Below are 15,044 nucleotides of genomic sequence, written 5' to 3'. Positions count from 1 at the left end.
GGCGCCGCCGATCTCACTCGACAACATCATCCTTGAACTGATCCTTGACGTATTTGATCTCGGTCCGCCCATGAGGCGCGGGCAAACCGTCCTCACCAAGGTTGACGAAAACCATCTTCTCCACGGTCAGGATGCTCTTGCGGGTGATTTTGTTGCGCACCTCGCAGGTCAGGGTGATGGAGGTGCGGCCAAATTCGGTGGCGGTGATGCCCAGCTCGATGATGTCGCCCTGGCGCGAGGCGCTGACGAAGTTGATTTCCGAAATGTACTTGGTGACCACGCGCTGGTTGCCGAGCTGGACGATGGCGTAGATCGCCGCTTCTTCGTCGATCCAGCGCAACAGGCTGCCACCGAACAGTGTGCCGTTGGGGTTGAGGTCTTCGGGCTTGACCCATTTGCGGGTGTGGAAATTCATGTTCACTCCTGAGCGCCTGGCCGATGAATGGCTGCATCATGGCAGACCCGGCAGGCAGGCTCTACATCGCGGCCCCTATAACGATCATCGGCAATTTTGATTTGCCGACAGAAACCCTTTTGGAAGATCCGGTTAGCCCGTTATAATCGCCCCGCTTTACCGGTCCACGCTTTGGACCGTTCCCGCCACCTGTCCGAGGGGCGCTGCAGCAGGCTCGACCTGTCAGGCTCGGATGGGGCGTTGTTCGTACGGGGCTCCCCATACGGACACTAAACGCACAACGGCGCCCATTCGCATACATTACGAATGGAGGCTCTTCATGAGCGCTGTTATTACGCCTGCCGCTTTTACCGATTACAAAGTCGCCGACATGTCCCTGGCTGCCTGGGGCCGTCGCGAAATCATCATCGCCGAATCCGAAATGCCAGCCCTGATGGGCCTGCGCCGCAAGTACGCCGGCGAGCAACCGCTCAAGGGCGCGAAGATCCTCGGCTGCATCCACATGACCATCCAGACCGCCGTGCTGATCGAAACCCTGGTTGCCCTGGGTGCCGAAGTGCGCTGGTCGTCCTGCAACATCTTCTCGACCCAGGACCAGGCCGCTGCCGCCATTGCCGCTGCCGGTATCCCGGTATTCGCCTGGAAAGGCGAAACCGAGCAAGAGTACGAGTGGTGCCTGGAGCAAACCATCCTCAAGGATGGCCAGCCATGGGACACCAACATGATCCTCGACGACGGCGGTGACCTGACCGAGCTGCTGCACAAGAAATACGCGGCCGTGCTGGAAAACGTCCACGGTGTGACCGAAGAAACCACCACCGGCGTACACCGCCTGCTGGACATGCTGGCCAAGGGCGAACTGAAGATCCCGGCCATCAACGTCAACGACTCGGTCACCAAGAGCAAGAACGACAACAAGTACGGCTGCCGTCACAGCCTCAACGATGCCATCAAGCGCGGTACCGACCACCTGTTGTCGGGCAAGCAGGCATTGGTGATCGGCTACGGTGACGTGGGCAAGGGTTCGTCCCAGTCCCTGCGCCAGGAAGGCATGATCGTCAAGGTGTCCGAAGTCGACCCGATCTGCGCCATGCAGGCCTGCATGGACGGTTTCGAACTGGTTTCGCCGTTCATCGACGGGATCAACGATGGCACCGAAGCGAGCATCGACAAAGCGCTGCTGGGCAAGATCGACCTGATCGTGACCACCACCGGCAACGTCAATGTCTGCGACGCCAACATGCTCAAGGCCCTGAAAAAGCGCGCCGTGGTCTGCAACATCGGTCACTTCGACAATGAAATCGACACCGCTTTCATGCGCAAGAACTGGGCATGGGAAGAAGTGAAGCCACAGGTGCACAAGGTTCACCGCACCGGCACTGGCAGCTTCGACCCACAGAACGACGACTACCTGATCCTGCTGGCCGAAGGCCGCCTGGTGAACCTGGGCAACGCCACTGGCCACCCAAGCCGCATCATGGACGGTTCGTTCGCCAACCAGGTCCTGGCCCAGATCTTCCTGTTCGGCCAGAAATACGCCGACCTGTCGCCAGCTCAGAAAGCCGAGCGCCTGACCGTGGAAGTACTGCCCAAGAAGCTCGACGAAGAAGTGGCCCTGGAAATGGTCCGCGGTTTCGGCGGTGTGGTCACCAAGCTGACCAAGCAACAGGCTGACTACATCGGCGTTACCGTCGAAGGCCCGTTCAAGCCGCACGCTTACCGCTACTGATCGGTTCTATTGCCTGCTCTCCCTGTGGGAGCGGGCTCTTTGTGGGAGCGAGCTTGCTCGCGATGCAGACACCTCGATTAAGCTGTCAGGCCGAGGCGATGCCAATCGCGAGCAGGCTCGCTCCCACATGAGTCCGCTCCTACAAGGAATGTGCAGGCCTCCCAGGCTTACGCGTTTCCAAGGATATGACCATGTCCCAAGACCGTCGCTACAGCTTCGAGTTCTTCCCGACGAAGACCGATGCTGGGCATGAAAAACTGATCGCCACTGCCCGTCAGTTGGCCAGCTACAACCCCGACTTCTTCTCCTGCACCTATGGCGCTGGCGGTTCGACCCGTGACCGCACCATGAACACCGTGTTGCAGCTCGAAAGCGAAGTCAAAATCCCCGCCGCCCCTCACCTGTCCTGCGTGGGCGACAGCAAGGACGACCTGCGCAGCCTGTTGACCCAATACAAGGCCGCTGGCATCAAGCGCATCGTCGCCCTGCGTGGTGACCTGCCGTCGGGCATGGGCATGGCCAGCGGCGAGCTGCGCCACGCCAACGAATTGGTGAGCTTCATTCGTGAAGAAACCGGCGATCATTTCCACGTTGAAGTGGCTGCTTATCCGGAAATGCACCCCCAGGCGCGCAATTTCGAAGACGATCTGCGTAACTTCGTGCGCAAGGCCAACGCTGGCGCCAACAGCGCGATTACCCAGTACTTCTTCAACGCCGACAGTTACTTCTACTTCGTCGAGCGTGTACGCAAGTTGGGGGTCGACATCCCTGTCGTGCCGGGGATCATGCCGATCACCAACTACAGCAAGCTGGCGCGTTTCTCCGACGCGTGCGGTGCAGAAATTCCACGCTGGATCCGCAAGCAGCTGGAAGCCTACGGCGATGACACCTCCAGCATTCAAAGCTTCGGCGAGGAGGTCATCACGCAAATGTGTGAGCGTTTGTTGCAAGGTGGTGCGCCAGGGCTGCATTTCTATACCCTTAACCAGGCCGAGCCCAGCCTCGCGGTATGGAACAACCTCAAGCTGCCACGCTGATGTCTTGATGCGCTGGTACAAGAGGCCTTGGCGAAAACCAAGGCCTTTTTTTTAAGCACATATCTGGAGGATTGCAGTAGATGCCCAATGGTCACAGGCTAACGACCCCACAGCTCATTTATCTGGTTTACGGGGCCGAAACCTATCACCAGGAAGCGTTGTTCAGCATCGCCAGCGCGTTGGCCGGCCTGCGCAAGACGCCGGACGAAGCATTGGATATCCAGGTGTTCACCGACAATCCCGCACCGTACGAAGGGCTGCCGGTGCGTTTGCGCCCGTTGGACAACGAGACCCGCCAGGCCTGGATCGAACCCCACGGCTATCACTTCCGCGCCAAGCACGTGGTGATGCAGAAAGTGCTCGAAGAAGCCGAAGTAGCGCTGCTGATCGACACCGACACTTTTTTCCACTGCTCCCCCCTCGAACTGTTCCGCCGCGTCCGGCCTGGCACGCTGCTGTGCAACGCTTTCGGCCTGACGTATGGCGCCAACAAGGATTCCGGGCTGTACCTGACACTGGCCGATACCCTGCGCCAGCGGCAATTGGCAGACGACGACATGCCGTTGTTGAACTCGGGGGTCATTGGCCTCAACTGCGCGGATACCGCGGTCCTGGATCGCTCCCTCGCCCTGATGGATGAACTGTATCCATTGGCGCAGGGTGCCTACACACTGGAAGAATTCTGTCTTTCGGTAGCGGCCTATCGCTCGGTGCAGGTGCGCGAATGCCCGGACCTGATCCATCATTACTGGAGCCGCAAGCAACTGTTCCGCGCCAAGACCAAAGCCTGGCTCGACAAACACCGCGCCGCGCCGGTTTGCCAACGGGCCCTGGATGAAACCGGGCAAGTCACTGCCACCCTGCCCCGGCCGCCGGCCTTCCAACGCCTGGCCTACAAGGTCGTTACCCTGGCGCTGCCCAATCATAAACGCCAATTCATGCGCGAAATCCTCTATGGCTGCTACCGCCACACCAACCAGTTCGACCAGGCCTGCGCGCCGGTCTGGTGGGAAAAAGCCCTGGAGAACGTCGAACACCGCCTGGAAAAACCGTTGCAGGACCATGAGCTCAAACGCTGGCTCAATCATCCGCTGATTCGCCTGGTACTGGGTGAGCGCCGCGTAGCCATCTATGAGCACTTGATGCAGGCAAAGGACAATTAGCAGCCTGCGTGGTTAGTTCGTTAGTTCAAATTCGGATGCCAGAAGTTGAACTGACTGGAATAACCACACAGGCCACGAGGGCGCAGGCCAGAGCGCTCTAGCTATTTGATGAGCTCTCGTCGTAACCTCAGGCCATGCCCGTCATTGTCCAGCTGCTGACCGCCCTTCTCCTCCTGTGCCTGAGCATGACTGCCCGGGCCGAGAAGTTGCGCATTGTCACCGAACCCTGGGCCCCGTATGTCTACGAAGAGCAGGGCAAGATGCTAGGCCTGGACTACGAAACCACGGCCATCGTGTTCAAGCGCCTGGGCATCGACGTGGAATGGCAGTTCCTGCCATGGAAGCGTTGCCTGGTGATGCTGGAGCAGGGGCTGGCGGACGGTGCGCTGGACATTTTCCACAGCGATAAGCGCGATGCCATGCTGCTTTACCCCAGCGAACCGCTGTCGGACGTGGAGTTCGTGATGTTCTACGCCAATGCCCGGCCCCATCCGTTTCGTACCCTCGATGACTTGGGCGGCCTGACCATCGGCACCTCGCCCGGTTATCTGTACAGCCAGGCTTTCAGTGAGTCGACCCTGTTCACCCGTGAAACGGCGCCCACCCACGAAGCCAATTTCGGCAAGTTGCAACTGGGGCGGATCGATCTGCTCATCACCGACCGCAGGGTGGGCCGGCATGTGCTCGAACAAATGCGGTTGGGCGACCAGATTACCGAAAACCCGACGGTCGTGAGCCGTCAAAGCCAATACCTGGCGGTGCGGCGCAACGCCGGGATGGATTTGCTGGTGCAACGCTTCGGTGCCGAACTCAAGCGTTTCAAGCGCGAACCGGCCTATGCCGAACTGAGCGCCCGTTACGGCGCCGGCCCGATTGCCAAGGTCGCCTCGCCCGGTCAGGCAACGCTGAAATAAACCGTTGAGCAGCGGGAAAGCGGCGCGCGGCGTTTGCTCTGTTATACTCCGGCCTTCCCGCCAGGCTCACGCCCGGACGCCCGGCCTTGCAAAAGGCATCCCGACACCGCTACAGCGCAGCCTACAGCCCGCGCGAGCCTTGTCCGGACCCGCCTTTGAGGCCCGGCAGGACCGGACGGGATGACGTCTTTTTGTTGAACGTCGTTCGCGCCAGGCAAGACTATCCCATTGGGCCAGGCCCTCACTAAAACAGGATTACTCATGTCCTTTGCTTCCCTCGGTCTCTCCGAGGCTTTAGTCCGCGCCATCGAGGCCGCCGGCTACACCGAGCCTACCCCGGTGCAACAGCGGGCCATCCCCGCCGTGTTGCAAGGTCGCGACCTGATGGTCGCGGCGCAGACAGGTACTGGTAAAACCGGCGGTTTCGCCCTTCCGATCCTGGAGCGGTTGTTTCCCAACGGTCACCCAGACAAATCCCAGCGTCATGGCCCGCGCCAACCGCGCGTACTGGTCCTGACCCCAACCCGCGAACTGGCGGCCCAGGTCCACGAGAGCTTCAAGATCTATGCTCGCGACCTGAAGTTCGTCAGCGCCTGCATTTTTGGCGGCGTCGGCATGAACCCCCAGGTCCAGGCCATGTCCCGTGGCGTCGATGTACTGGTGGCCTGCCCTGGTCGCCTGCTGGACCTGGCCGGCCAGGGCAGCGTCGATTTGTCCCACGTCGAAATCCTCGTGCTGGACGAAGCCGACCGCATGCTCGACATGGGCTTTGTCCATGACGTGAAGAAAGTGCTCGCCCGCCTGCCCGCCAAGCGGCAGAACCTGCTGTTCTCGGCAACGTTCTCCAAGGACATCACCGACCTGGCTGGCAAGTTGCTGCACAACCCGGAGCGCATCGAAGTCACGCCGCCGAACACCACGGTCGAGCGCATCGAGCAACGCGTATTCCGCCTGCCGGCCAGCCACAAGCGCGCCCTGCTGGCACACCTGATTACCGCCGGTGCCTGGGAACAGGTCCTGGTGTTCACCCGTACCAAGCACGGCGCCAACCGCCTGGCCGAGTACCTGGACAAGCACGGCCTGCCGGCAGTGGCGATCCACGGTAACAAGAGCCAGAACGCCCGCACCAAGGCCCTCGCCGACTTCAAGGCCGGCGAAGTACGCATCCTGGTAGCCACCGATATCGCGGCCCGTGGCCTGGACATCGACCAGTTGCCCCACGTGGTCAACTTCGAGCTGCCAAACGTCGATGAAGATTACGTTCACCGTATCGGCCGTACGGGCCGGGCCGGTCGTTCGGGCGAAGCGATCTCGCTGGTCGCGCCGGACGAAGAAAAGCTGCTCAAAAGCATCGAGCGCATGACCAAGCAGAAAATTGCCGACGGCGACCTGATGGGCTTCGATGCCAGCACCATCGAGGCCGAGAAGCCTGAAGTGCGCGAACGTCCGGACGTGCGCAACCCGCGCAACGCCCGAGGCCCACGTGGCGACGGCCCGAATGGCGGCGGTGGCGGCGGTGGCCGCAAGGACAAAGGCAAGGACAAGGGCAAGGAAAAACCGGCCAGCAACAGCCGTGGCGAACGCCCAGCCCGCGAACAGAAGCCCCGCGAAGGCACTCCAGCCCGTGAGCAGCAGCGCCCAGTCCCACGCGCCGCAGCCGATCGTGCCCCGGACGAGTTCCTGGACGACGACATCGACAACTTCGGTAACCGCGTCGACTACGTGCCGCAGCAGAAACCGGCCCAGGGCCGTGGTCGCCGCCCAGGCGCACCGGCACAGGGCGCGGGTGCAGGCGCTCCGCGCAGTGGCCAGCCACAGGGTCGCCAGAACGGCCCGCGCAACAGCAACGGCTCGTCCACCGGCACTCCGCCGGCCAAGCGCAACGGCCCACGCAACGGTGCCCCGCGTGACGGCCAGGCTCGTCGCGATGACACCCGCCCGCGCCGCCCGGCCCGCGACGACCAGCCGCGTCAGGAACCCGCCGTGCAGAACCCGCGCAGCAACCAACCGAAGATCATGCACAAGGAATCGAAAGCCGATCGCTTCCCGACGCCTGAGCAGCTGGATCAACTGCCTAGCCGTCCACGGGGCGAGAAGCCGGCGTTGCTGACCCGCAATCGCTGAGTTTTTCCACGCCGTAAAAAATGCCCCGGGTCTCGCGACCCGGGGCATTTCATTTGATGGACTCTGATCCAACCCTGTGGGAGCGAGCCTGCTCGCGATAGCGGTGGGTCAATCACCGCTCTTTTCATGTACCGGCCTCATCGCGAGCAGGCTCGCTCCCACAGGGACACTGTGTTGTCGAAATCCGCGTAATAAAAAACGCCCCTGATCGCAAGACCAGGGGCGTTTTTTGTCAGGCGCGAAGATTATTTCGCTTTGACACCTTCAAACGAGACATACAGTTCGACCGCATCGGAAGTTGGACCCAGGTCTTTCTGCTTGCCGAAGTCCGAACGCTTGATGCTGGTGGTGCCTTCGAAACCGGCACGGTAACCGCCCCATGGATCCTTGCCTTCACCCAGGAAAGTGGCCTTGACCACGACCGGCTTGGTCACGCCCAGCAGGGTCAGGTTGCCGGTCACGTCGGCCGTTTCCTTGCCATCGGCGTTCTTGCCGGTGGACTTGACGCTGGTGGAAACGAAGGTGGCCTTGTCGAATTTGCCCACGTTCAGGAAGTCAGCGCTGGCAATGTGCTTATCGCGTTCGGCGTGGTTGGTGAATACGCTGGCGGTGTGCACATTGAACTCGATCTTGCTGTCTTCAGGCTTGGCAGCGTCGAAGCTGAACTTGCCGTCGATGTCCTTGAAGGTACCGGTGATGTAGCTATAGCCCAGGTGGCTGATCTTGAAGTCAACGAAGGCGTGCTGGCCTTCCTTGTCGACCACGTAGTCGGCAGCCATGGCCTGACCGGCCGACAGCAGGGCAGAACCGATTGCCAGGGCGGCGAGCGTCTTTTTCAACATGCTTTCTATTCCTTTGGAGTCGAGGTTGAACATCAGGCTTGGCGTCCCAGCATGCGCTTGAGGGTCGCGTCACGGTCGATAAAGTGGTGTTTCAATGCAGCCAACGCATGAAGGCCGGAAAAAATTACCAGCGCCCATGCCAGGTACAGGTGAATCTGGCCGGCGACGTCTGCCTGATCGGGCAGTCCGGACACCAGCGCGGGTACTTCAAACAGGCCAAACACCGGAATCCCGACACCGTCTGCGGTGGAAATCAGGTAACCGGCAATCATCACGGCGAACAGCCCGAGATACAGTGCGCTATGACCGAGCTTGGCGCCGGCGCGAGTCAGGCGACCATAGGTTTCAAGGGTCGGTGGCGGCGGGCTGACGAAACGCCAGAGCACTCGCAGCAACATGACCGCCAGCAACACCAGGCCAATGCTCTTGTGCAGGTCCGGTGCGTCTTTGCGCCAGGCGCTGTAGTAATCCAGGCCAACCATCCACAAGCCCAGGGCGAACAGCCCGTACACCGCCAGCGCCACGCCCCAGTGCAGAGCGATACTGACCCAGCCATAGCGAGAAGAGGAGTTGCGTAGCTGCATTGCTCATATCCTGTAAAAACTGCGATCAAGACTAGCGAGTTATCTATCGATTTAAAGCGGAAAATTTCGCTTTGAAATATCGAGAAATACGATCATCAGTCTGGAGGGGGTGGGTTAAGGAAAGATTAAAGGGGAAACGGTAGTGATGACGAGGGGTGCAGGTAGCCGCTGGGTGCCTGCACGGACCTCATCGCCAGCAGATCTTTGACATGCGAACAGGGAATCTTTGCTGGGCCCGCTATGGCTTCGTCCCGGGACGTATGTCCAAGCCAAAGCAGGTCAAAATTTTATTTGAGAACTTTGAAATTAAAACCTGGTCGTTTTCGCTGCCGCCTCTCTAGAGTCACTTATTGACGCACTCAGGCCTGTAAGGATCCATGTCGCATTTATAAACTAATTGAGGAGCGTGCTTTTTCAGCACCATACGGCCATCAGCAGTGCAACCACTGACACCGAATACTGCCAATAGCATTAAGGCCGCTATCAATTTCATGTTAACTCCAGCTTTCACGAGGTGAAAATTTTGAATTATTAGTTTACCGAGCACTCAGGCCTATATGGATCGACGGAGCATTTGTGTGCCAGCTGCGGATCTCTTTCTGGAATCATCGGAATCGTCAAAGGATCTCGGCATTCGCCATACACACATCCATATATCGAAGCCAATACGACCACTGCCATTAGTATTTTCATACGCGCTCCTGTTTTTGGAGGAGCCTAGATTTGTGGCTTGGTGCGCGCTATCGCCTGCTTCCGGTTAAAGGGTGGGAAGTTTCCGATGTATCGCCAAGGCGTGTAGGACGTAGCGCTTATTAAGCGATGCCGGGCTTTGAGTGGTGCCGCCGGTACGCTTGATGCTGGATAAAAAAACGCGGCCCTTGAGCCGCGTTCTTTCCACCTGATCGTTACTGAGCCTTCGTCTCAGTAGCCGTCGTCGGTTTGACTGCTGGCTTCTTCACCGGCTCGGCCTTTTTCACCGGGGCCTTGGCCGGCGCTTTTTTAGCCGGAGCTTTGGCAGCTGGTTTTTTCGCCGCCGGTTTGGCCGCTGCTTTCTTGGCTGGCTCAACCTTCGCCGGAGCAGGCGCTGGCGGTTCCACGGGTGCTGGGGCTGGGACGGGTGTCGGCGCAGGCGCTGGTGCAGGCGCTACCGGCTCTGGTGCCTTTACCGGCTCTGGTTTCTTGTCGTCATCCGAGCCACCAAACAGGTTGCTGAAGAAGTTGCCCTTCTTCGCCGCTACCGCACCCGCCGCTGCTGCCGCTGCAACTGGCGCGACCTTGGCCGGTTCGAACGACTTGCCTGCCGCCAGGTCTTCAACCTGGCTGGCCGCCCGCTGGCCGCTACGCAGCGCGCCTTCCAGGGTGCCCGGGTACAGGGTGTCGGTATGCTCGCCGGCAAAGGCTATGCGCTGCAATGGCTTTTCCCACAGACGCCAGTACTTGCTGATCTGGCCCGGGCCGAAGGCCAGGTAGGCGCCACCCGTGGACGGGTCGGTGCTGTAGCGGCGGATTTCATAACCGGTGAACGCGCCACGGGCCTGTGGATAAAACGCGTGCAGGCGGATCAGCACCTGATCGACCATCTGCTTGTCACCAAAGGCCTGCATCACCCGGGCGTTGTCGCCGGACAGGTTGATGACCACGTTGGCACCGCCCTTCATGGCCGGCTCGATCCACATCATGCCCAGGCCGGCGTTGCTGTAGATCTCGCCCGACATACGCGCCTTGCTGTCCCAGACCGGGGTCTTGAACTTGAGCATGATCTGGTCGCGCCAGCCGTAGTTGGTGCCCTTGATCGCGCCTTGATGCTGGGCGTCCAGGGCCGGGGTCAGCTGGATCTTGTTCAGCGCTCGCAGCGGCACCGCCAGCACCACGTAGTCAGCCTGGTAGCCAACGCTGCCGACCTTGACGGTCACGCCGTCCTTGTCTTGGGAAATGGCCGACACGGGCGAATTGGTCTTGATGGTCTTCAGTTGCTTGACGAACGCCTGGGCCAGGGTCGGACTGCCGCCCAGCAGGCGCGAGGCTCGCAGGTCGCGGTCGGACACGCCGCGATAGACACGGTTCTGCTGGGCGAAATACAGCAGCGACAGGCGCGAAGGTTCGTCATAACGGGTGCGAATCTCCTGATTCACCAACTGCCGCGCCGTGGCCGGCAGTTGCAGACGATCGAGCCAGTTGGACACGGTGATCTGGTCCAACGCGTGCAGCGTATTGGTAGCCGCCGGGTTCTGCGGGTCTTCGATGGAACGCGCCAGGTCGTCCAGGGTGGTTTCGTAGCGCTTGAGGGCTTCGGCGGTGGCCGGCTGTTTGGTCGCCAGGTCCGCGGCGGTGAAGTAGGTGCCGTCGATCAGATAGCTGGGGGTGCGCACGAATTCCGGGGCCGGCGTGGTGCTCAGCTTGAATGAGGAAACGTACTTGTTCAGCACCGGCTGCGTCTTCTCGTTGCCGATCCACTCGCTGGTGGCCATGCCCGAACGCCCGCCCAGGTCCGGCTTGGCCTCCAGCAGCGTCACCGCCCAGCCCTTGTTCTGCAACTCATAGGCCGCGGTGAGCCCCGCCAGGCCGCCGCCGATGACGATGGCCGTCGGTTGTTTGTCCTTGGCCAGCGCCGCAACGCTGAACAGCCCTATCATCACCAGCGCACAGGCGCGCAGCCAACCAGCAGACATTCAACGAACTCCGGATTAAAACGTAGGAAATTTCAGTTTTCGAGCCAGTCGGCTCAGAGAACGGCGAAGAATACGTCAGCCATCAAAACGCCGCCAGCGACGTCTATCGCCTCATTCAAAGTAGCCGCGATGACACAATGGGTTGTCCCCGGGGCCGCCATTGCATAGGCTTGCGCGATTGTTTTGCCCGCGCCCGCCGCGAGCCGCCTCGAGGAGACTGTACATGGGCCTGAATAACCAGTGGATGCAACGCGATCTCGCGGTGCTGTGGCATCCCTGCACCCAGATGAAAGACCACGAACAGCTGCCGCTGATCCCCATCAAGCGCGGTGAAGGCGTGTGGCTGGAAGACTTCGAAGGCAAGCGCTACCTCGATGCCGTCAGCTCCTGGTGGGTCAACGTGTTCGGCCACGCCAACCCGCGCATCAACCAGCGCATCAAGGACCAGGTCGATCAGTTGGAGCATGTGATCCTCGCCGGCTTCAGCCATCAACCGGTGATCGAGCTGTCCGAGCGCCTGGTGAAAATGACGCCCGAGGGCCTGACTCGGTGCTTCTACGCCGATAACGGCTCGTCCTGCATCGAAGTGGCGATGAAGATGAGCTTTCACTACTGGATCAATCGCGGCCGGCCGGACAAGAAGCGCTTCGTCACCCTGAGCAACAGCTACCACGGCGAAACCATCGCGGCGATGTCGGTGGGCGATGTGCCGTTGTTCACCGAAACCTACAAGGCACTGCTGCTGGACACGATCAAGGTGCCAAGCCCCGACTGCTACCACCGCCCCGAAGGCATGGGTTGGGAAGAGCATTCGCGCAACCTGTTCGCGGCCATGGAGCAGACCCTGGCCGAGCACCACGACACCGTCGCGGCGGTGATCGTCGAGCCGCTGATCCAGGGCGCTGGCGGCATGCGCATGTACCACCCGGTGTACCTGAAGTTGCTGCGCGAAGCCTGCGACCGCTATGGCGTGCACTTGATCCACGATGAAATCGCCGTCGGCTTCGGCCGCACCGGGACGATGTTCGCCTGCGAACAGGCCGGTATCACCCCGGATTTCCTCTGCCTGTCCAAGGCCCTGACCGGCGGTTACCTGCCGTTGGCGGCGTGCCTGACCACCGACGAGGTCTACAACGCGTTCTACGACGACTACCCGACCCTGCGCGCCTTCCTGCATTCCCACAGCTACACGGGCAACCCATTGGCCTGCGCCGCGGCCCTGGCGACCCTGGACATCTTCGAAGAAGACAACGTCATCGAAAACAACCAGGCCCTGGCCCAGCGCATGGCGAGCGCCACCGCGCACCTGGCCGACCACCCGAACGTCGCCGAGGTGCGCCAGACCGGCATGGTGCTGGCGATCGAGATGGTCAAGGACAAGGCCAGCAAGACCGCCTACCCGTGGCAGGAACGGCGCGGCCTGAGTGTGTTCCAGCATGCCCTGGAGCGCGGTGCGCTGTTGCGACCGCTGGGCAGCGTGGTGTATTTCCTGCCGCCGTATGTCATCACCCCGGAGCAGATCGACTTCCTGGCAGAAGTGGCCAGCGAAGGCATCGACATCGCCACCCGGGACAAGGTCAGCGTGGCGGTGCCGAAGGATTTTCATCCGGGCTATCGCGATCCGGGCTGACGGCAACTTTCCCTGTGGCGAGGGAGCTTGCTCCCGCTGGGCTGCGAAGCGGCCCCATTCTTGCGATAGCTGCGCAATCGAGCGGGAGCAAGCTCCCTCGCCACAAAAGCGTCCTCGCCACACTCAATCAGGCTGCAATGTCGAATTCAGATTCAGTAGAGAACAGAGCATGAGACTGTCCCGCTTCTTCATCGACGCCCCCCTGGGCCTCGGCGACCACGAACTGCCCGAAGCCCAGGCCCACTACATCGGCCGGGTGCTGCGCATGGCCGAGGGCGATGCGGTGCAGGTGTTCGACGGCTCGGGCCAGGAGTTTCGCGGCACGCTGGCCGAAGTCGGCAAGAAACGCGTGCGGGTGCAATTGGACGAGCAGTTCGCCGGCCAACCTGAATCGCCGCTGCGCATCCACCTCGGCCAGGGCTTGTCCCGGGGCGAGCGCATGGATTGGGCGATCCAGAAAGCCACGGAGCTGGGGGTCAGCGAGATCACGCCGATTTTCAGCGAGCGCTGCGAAGTACGCCTCAAGGACGAACGCGCCGACAAACGCCTGCTGCACTGGCGCCAAGTGGCGATCAGCGCCTGCGAGCAGTGTGGACGCTCGACCGTACCGGTGATCCACCCACCGCTGCTACTGGCTGACTGGCTGAAACAGACCGAGGCCGAGCTGAAGCTGGTACTGCATCCGGTGGCCGAGCCGCTGGTCAGCCATGCCAAGCCGTCGAGCCTGGCATTCCTGATCGGGCCCGAAGGCGGGTTGTCGGAAGCCGAAGTCGAACAAGCCAAGACCGCCGGCTACCACGCCGCCCGCCTCGGCCCCCCGCGTGCTGCGCACCGAAACCGCGCCCGTGGTGGCGCTGGCAGTGGCGCAGCAGTTGTGGGGGGATTTCTAAGGCTCCGCGACCACTGAAGATATTGTGGGAGCGGGCTTGCTCGCGAAAGTGATGTGTCAGTCAATACAAATGCTGGCTGACACACCGCTTTCGCGAGCAAGCCCGCTCCCACAGTGGGTCGTGGATGTCCGTGCGGCCTACTGCACCGGCTCGCTGGTCGGCTTGGCAATGATCGCCTTCAATTCGCTGGTCATCGGGAACTCCAGGTTCAGGCCCTTGGGTGGGATCGGCTTCTGGAACCAGCGGGCGTAGATCTCGTTGATCTCCCCCGATTTGTACAAATCGGCCAGGGTCGCGTTGACCAGCGCCAGGAATTGCGGGTCGTCCTTGCGCAGCATGCAGCTGTAGATTTCCCCGCGATTGCTCCTGCCCCACCACCACCCATTTGTGCGGGTCGCGGGCCTTGGCCCGTTCGCCGTAGAGCAGCGCATCGTCCATGTAGAACGCCGCCGCCCGACCGGTCTCGAGCATCTGGAAGGACTCGCCGTGATCCTTGGCGCTGATGATGAACATCTCGGCGTTGTTGTCCTGGTTGTAGCTTTTCAGGAAGCGTTCGTTGGTGGTACCGGCGGTGGTCACCACATTTTTGCCGCGCAGGTCGGCAAAGCTGTGGATGCCGCTGTCCTTGGCCGTCAGCAACTGGCCCTTCACATAGATGAAGCCATAGGAAAACGCCACTTGCTTCTGCCGCTCGGCCGTCACCCCGGTCGAGCCGCACTCCAGGTCGACGGTACCGTTCTGCACCAGTGGGATACGGGTCTGGGACGTGACCAGGTTGTACTTCACGTTCAGTTGCGGCAACGCCAGTTGGGTCTTGATGCGCTCGACAATCTTGCCCGCCAGCTCCACCGAGTAACCCATCGGCTGGCCGCTGCTGTCACCGACGTAGGAAAAGGGCACCGAGGCGTCACGATAGCCCAGGGTAATGCTCCGGCTGCTGGCGATTTTGTCCAGCGTGCCGGCCGGGGGCGCTTCGTTGGCAAGGGCCTGGACGCTTAGCAACAGGCTCAGGGTGCAGCCGATCAACGTGATTTTTTGCATTGTTAT

Annotated in this window: 10 protein-coding genes, 2 pseudogenes and 1 riboswitch; of the genes and pseudogenes, 7 read left to right on the top strand and 5 right to left on the bottom strand. The window is 61.1% G+C overall.

Annotated elements, in window-relative coordinates; genetic code table 11:
• Positions 1-13 precede the first annotated feature (13 nt).
• Positions 14-415: an acyl-CoA thioesterase gene (locus GN234_RS20455; RefSeq protein WP_072346269.1), complete on the bottom strand. Its 402-nt coding sequence runs from the start codon at positions 413-415 to the stop codon at positions 14-16.
• A 189-nt stretch (positions 416-604) separates the two neighbouring features.
• Positions 605-711, top strand: a riboswitch (S-adenosyl-L-homocysteine riboswitch).
• A gap of 23 nt (positions 712-734) precedes the next feature.
• Here GN234_RS20455 and ahcY point away from each other — a divergent pair.
• The 5 genes from ahcY to GN234_RS20430 all read left to right on the top strand — a co-directional run bounded on the left by ahcY (position 735) and on the right by GN234_RS20430 (position 7,382).
• Positions 735-2,144: an adenosylhomocysteinase gene (gene ahcY / locus GN234_RS20450; RefSeq protein WP_109755094.1), complete on the top strand. Its 1,410-nt coding sequence runs from the start codon at positions 735-737 to the stop codon at positions 2,142-2,144.
• A 191-nt stretch (positions 2,145-2,335) separates the two neighbouring features.
• Positions 2,336-3,181 carry a methylenetetrahydrofolate reductase [NAD(P)H] gene (gene metF, locus GN234_RS20445; RefSeq protein WP_176688981.1) on the top strand — a complete coding sequence of 282 codons (846 nt, stop codon included), beginning with the start codon at positions 2,336-2,338 and terminating at the stop codon, positions 3,179-3,181.
• Between the two features lie 80 nt (positions 3,182-3,261).
• Positions 3,262-4,344 (top strand): hypothetical protein, encoded by a 1,083-nt coding sequence (locus GN234_RS20440; RefSeq protein WP_109755096.1) that lies wholly within the window; start codon positions 3,262-3,264, stop codon positions 4,342-4,344.
• Between the two features lie 134 nt (positions 4,345-4,478).
• On the top strand, positions 4,479-5,258 hold the full coding sequence (locus GN234_RS20435; RefSeq protein WP_109755097.1) for a substrate-binding periplasmic protein: 780 nt from the start codon (positions 4,479-4,481) through the stop codon (positions 5,256-5,258).
• Between the two features lie 261 nt (positions 5,259-5,519).
• Complete coding sequence (locus GN234_RS20430; RefSeq protein ID WP_109755098.1) at positions 5,520-7,382, top strand: DEAD/DEAH box helicase; 1,863 nt, start codon at positions 5,520-5,522, stop codon at positions 7,380-7,382.
• Between the two features lie 245 nt (positions 7,383-7,627).
• Here the strand turns inward: GN234_RS20430 and GN234_RS20425 are convergent, their stop codons facing one another.
• From GN234_RS20425 to GN234_RS20415, 3 genes are all read right to left on the bottom strand, one after another.
• Positions 7,628-8,224, bottom strand: coding sequence for a YceI family protein (locus GN234_RS20425; protein ID WP_109755099.1), 597 nt, complete (start codon positions 8,222-8,224; stop codon positions 7,628-7,630).
• Between the two features lie 32 nt (positions 8,225-8,256).
• Positions 8,257-8,808: a cytochrome b gene (locus tag GN234_RS20420; RefSeq protein WP_109755100.1), complete on the bottom strand. Its 552-nt coding sequence runs from the start codon at positions 8,806-8,808 to the stop codon at positions 8,257-8,259.
• Between the two features lie 905 nt (positions 8,809-9,713).
• Entirely contained in the window at positions 9,714-11,477 is a 1,764-nt protein-coding gene (locus GN234_RS20415) for a flavin monoamine oxidase family protein (protein WP_176688980.1), read from the bottom strand.
• 223 nt (positions 11,478-11,700) lie between these two features.
• On the opposite strand from GN234_RS20415, the gene GN234_RS20410 reads away from it, so the two are divergent.
• Both GN234_RS20410 and GN234_RS20405 read left to right on the top strand, forming a co-directional pair.
• Positions 11,701-13,107 carry an adenosylmethionine--8-amino-7-oxononanoate transaminase gene (locus GN234_RS20410; RefSeq protein ID WP_109755102.1) on the top strand — a complete coding sequence of 469 codons (1,407 nt, stop codon included), beginning with the start codon at positions 11,701-11,703 and terminating at the stop codon, positions 13,105-13,107.
• A gap of 169 nt (positions 13,108-13,276) precedes the next feature.
• A pseudogene (locus tag GN234_RS20405) lies at positions 13,277-13,997 on the top strand (16S rRNA (uracil(1498)-N(3))-methyltransferase).
• A 137-nt stretch (positions 13,998-14,134) separates the two neighbouring features.
• Here the strand turns inward: GN234_RS20405 and GN234_RS30505 are convergent.
• A pseudogene (locus GN234_RS30505) lies at positions 14,135-15,038 on the bottom strand (transporter substrate-binding domain-containing protein).
• Positions 15,039-15,044 lie beyond the last annotated feature (6 nt).

The sequence above is a fragment of the Pseudomonas bijieensis genome, assembly GCF_013347965.1.
In the GTDB taxonomy this organism is placed as follows: domain Bacteria; phylum Pseudomonadota; class Gammaproteobacteria; order Pseudomonadales; family Pseudomonadaceae; genus Aquipseudomonas; species Aquipseudomonas bijieensis.
This window is presented reverse-complemented; position numbering and strand designations above follow the sequence as displayed.

Excerpts from the sequence above, each read along its gene's own strand:
- GN234_RS20425 (WP_109755099.1), bottom strand. The coding sequence starts at position 8,224 with ATGTTGAAAAAGACGCTCGCCGCCCTGGCAATCGGTTCTGCCCTGCTG.
- metF (WP_176688981.1), top strand. The coding sequence starts at position 2,336 with ATGTCCCAAGACCGTCGCTACAGCTTCGAGTTCTTCCCGACGAAGACC.
- GN234_RS20420 (WP_109755100.1), bottom strand. The coding sequence starts at position 8,808 with ATGCAGCTACGCAACTCCTCTTCTCGCTATGGCTGGGTCAGTATCGCT.
- ahcY (WP_109755094.1), top strand. The coding sequence starts at position 735 with ATGAGCGCTGTTATTACGCCTGCCGCTTTTACCGATTACAAAGTCGCC.
- GN234_RS20435 (WP_109755097.1), top strand. The coding sequence starts at position 4,479 with ATGCCCGTCATTGTCCAGCTGCTGACCGCCCTTCTCCTCCTGTGCCTG.
- GN234_RS20455 (WP_072346269.1), bottom strand. The coding sequence starts at position 415 with ATGAATTTCCACACCCGCAAATGGGTCAAGCCCGAAGACCTCAACCCC.
- GN234_RS20410 (WP_109755102.1), top strand. The coding sequence starts at position 11,701 with ATGGGCCTGAATAACCAGTGGATGCAACGCGATCTCGCGGTGCTGTGG.
- GN234_RS20440 (WP_109755096.1), top strand. The coding sequence starts at position 3,262 with ATGCCCAATGGTCACAGGCTAACGACCCCACAGCTCATTTATCTGGTT.
- GN234_RS20415 (WP_176688980.1), bottom strand. The coding sequence starts at position 11,477 with ATGTCTGCTGGTTGGCTGCGCGCCTGTGCGCTGGTGATGATAGGGCTG.
- GN234_RS20430 (WP_109755098.1), top strand. The coding sequence starts at position 5,520 with ATGTCCTTTGCTTCCCTCGGTCTCTCCGAGGCTTTAGTCCGCGCCATC.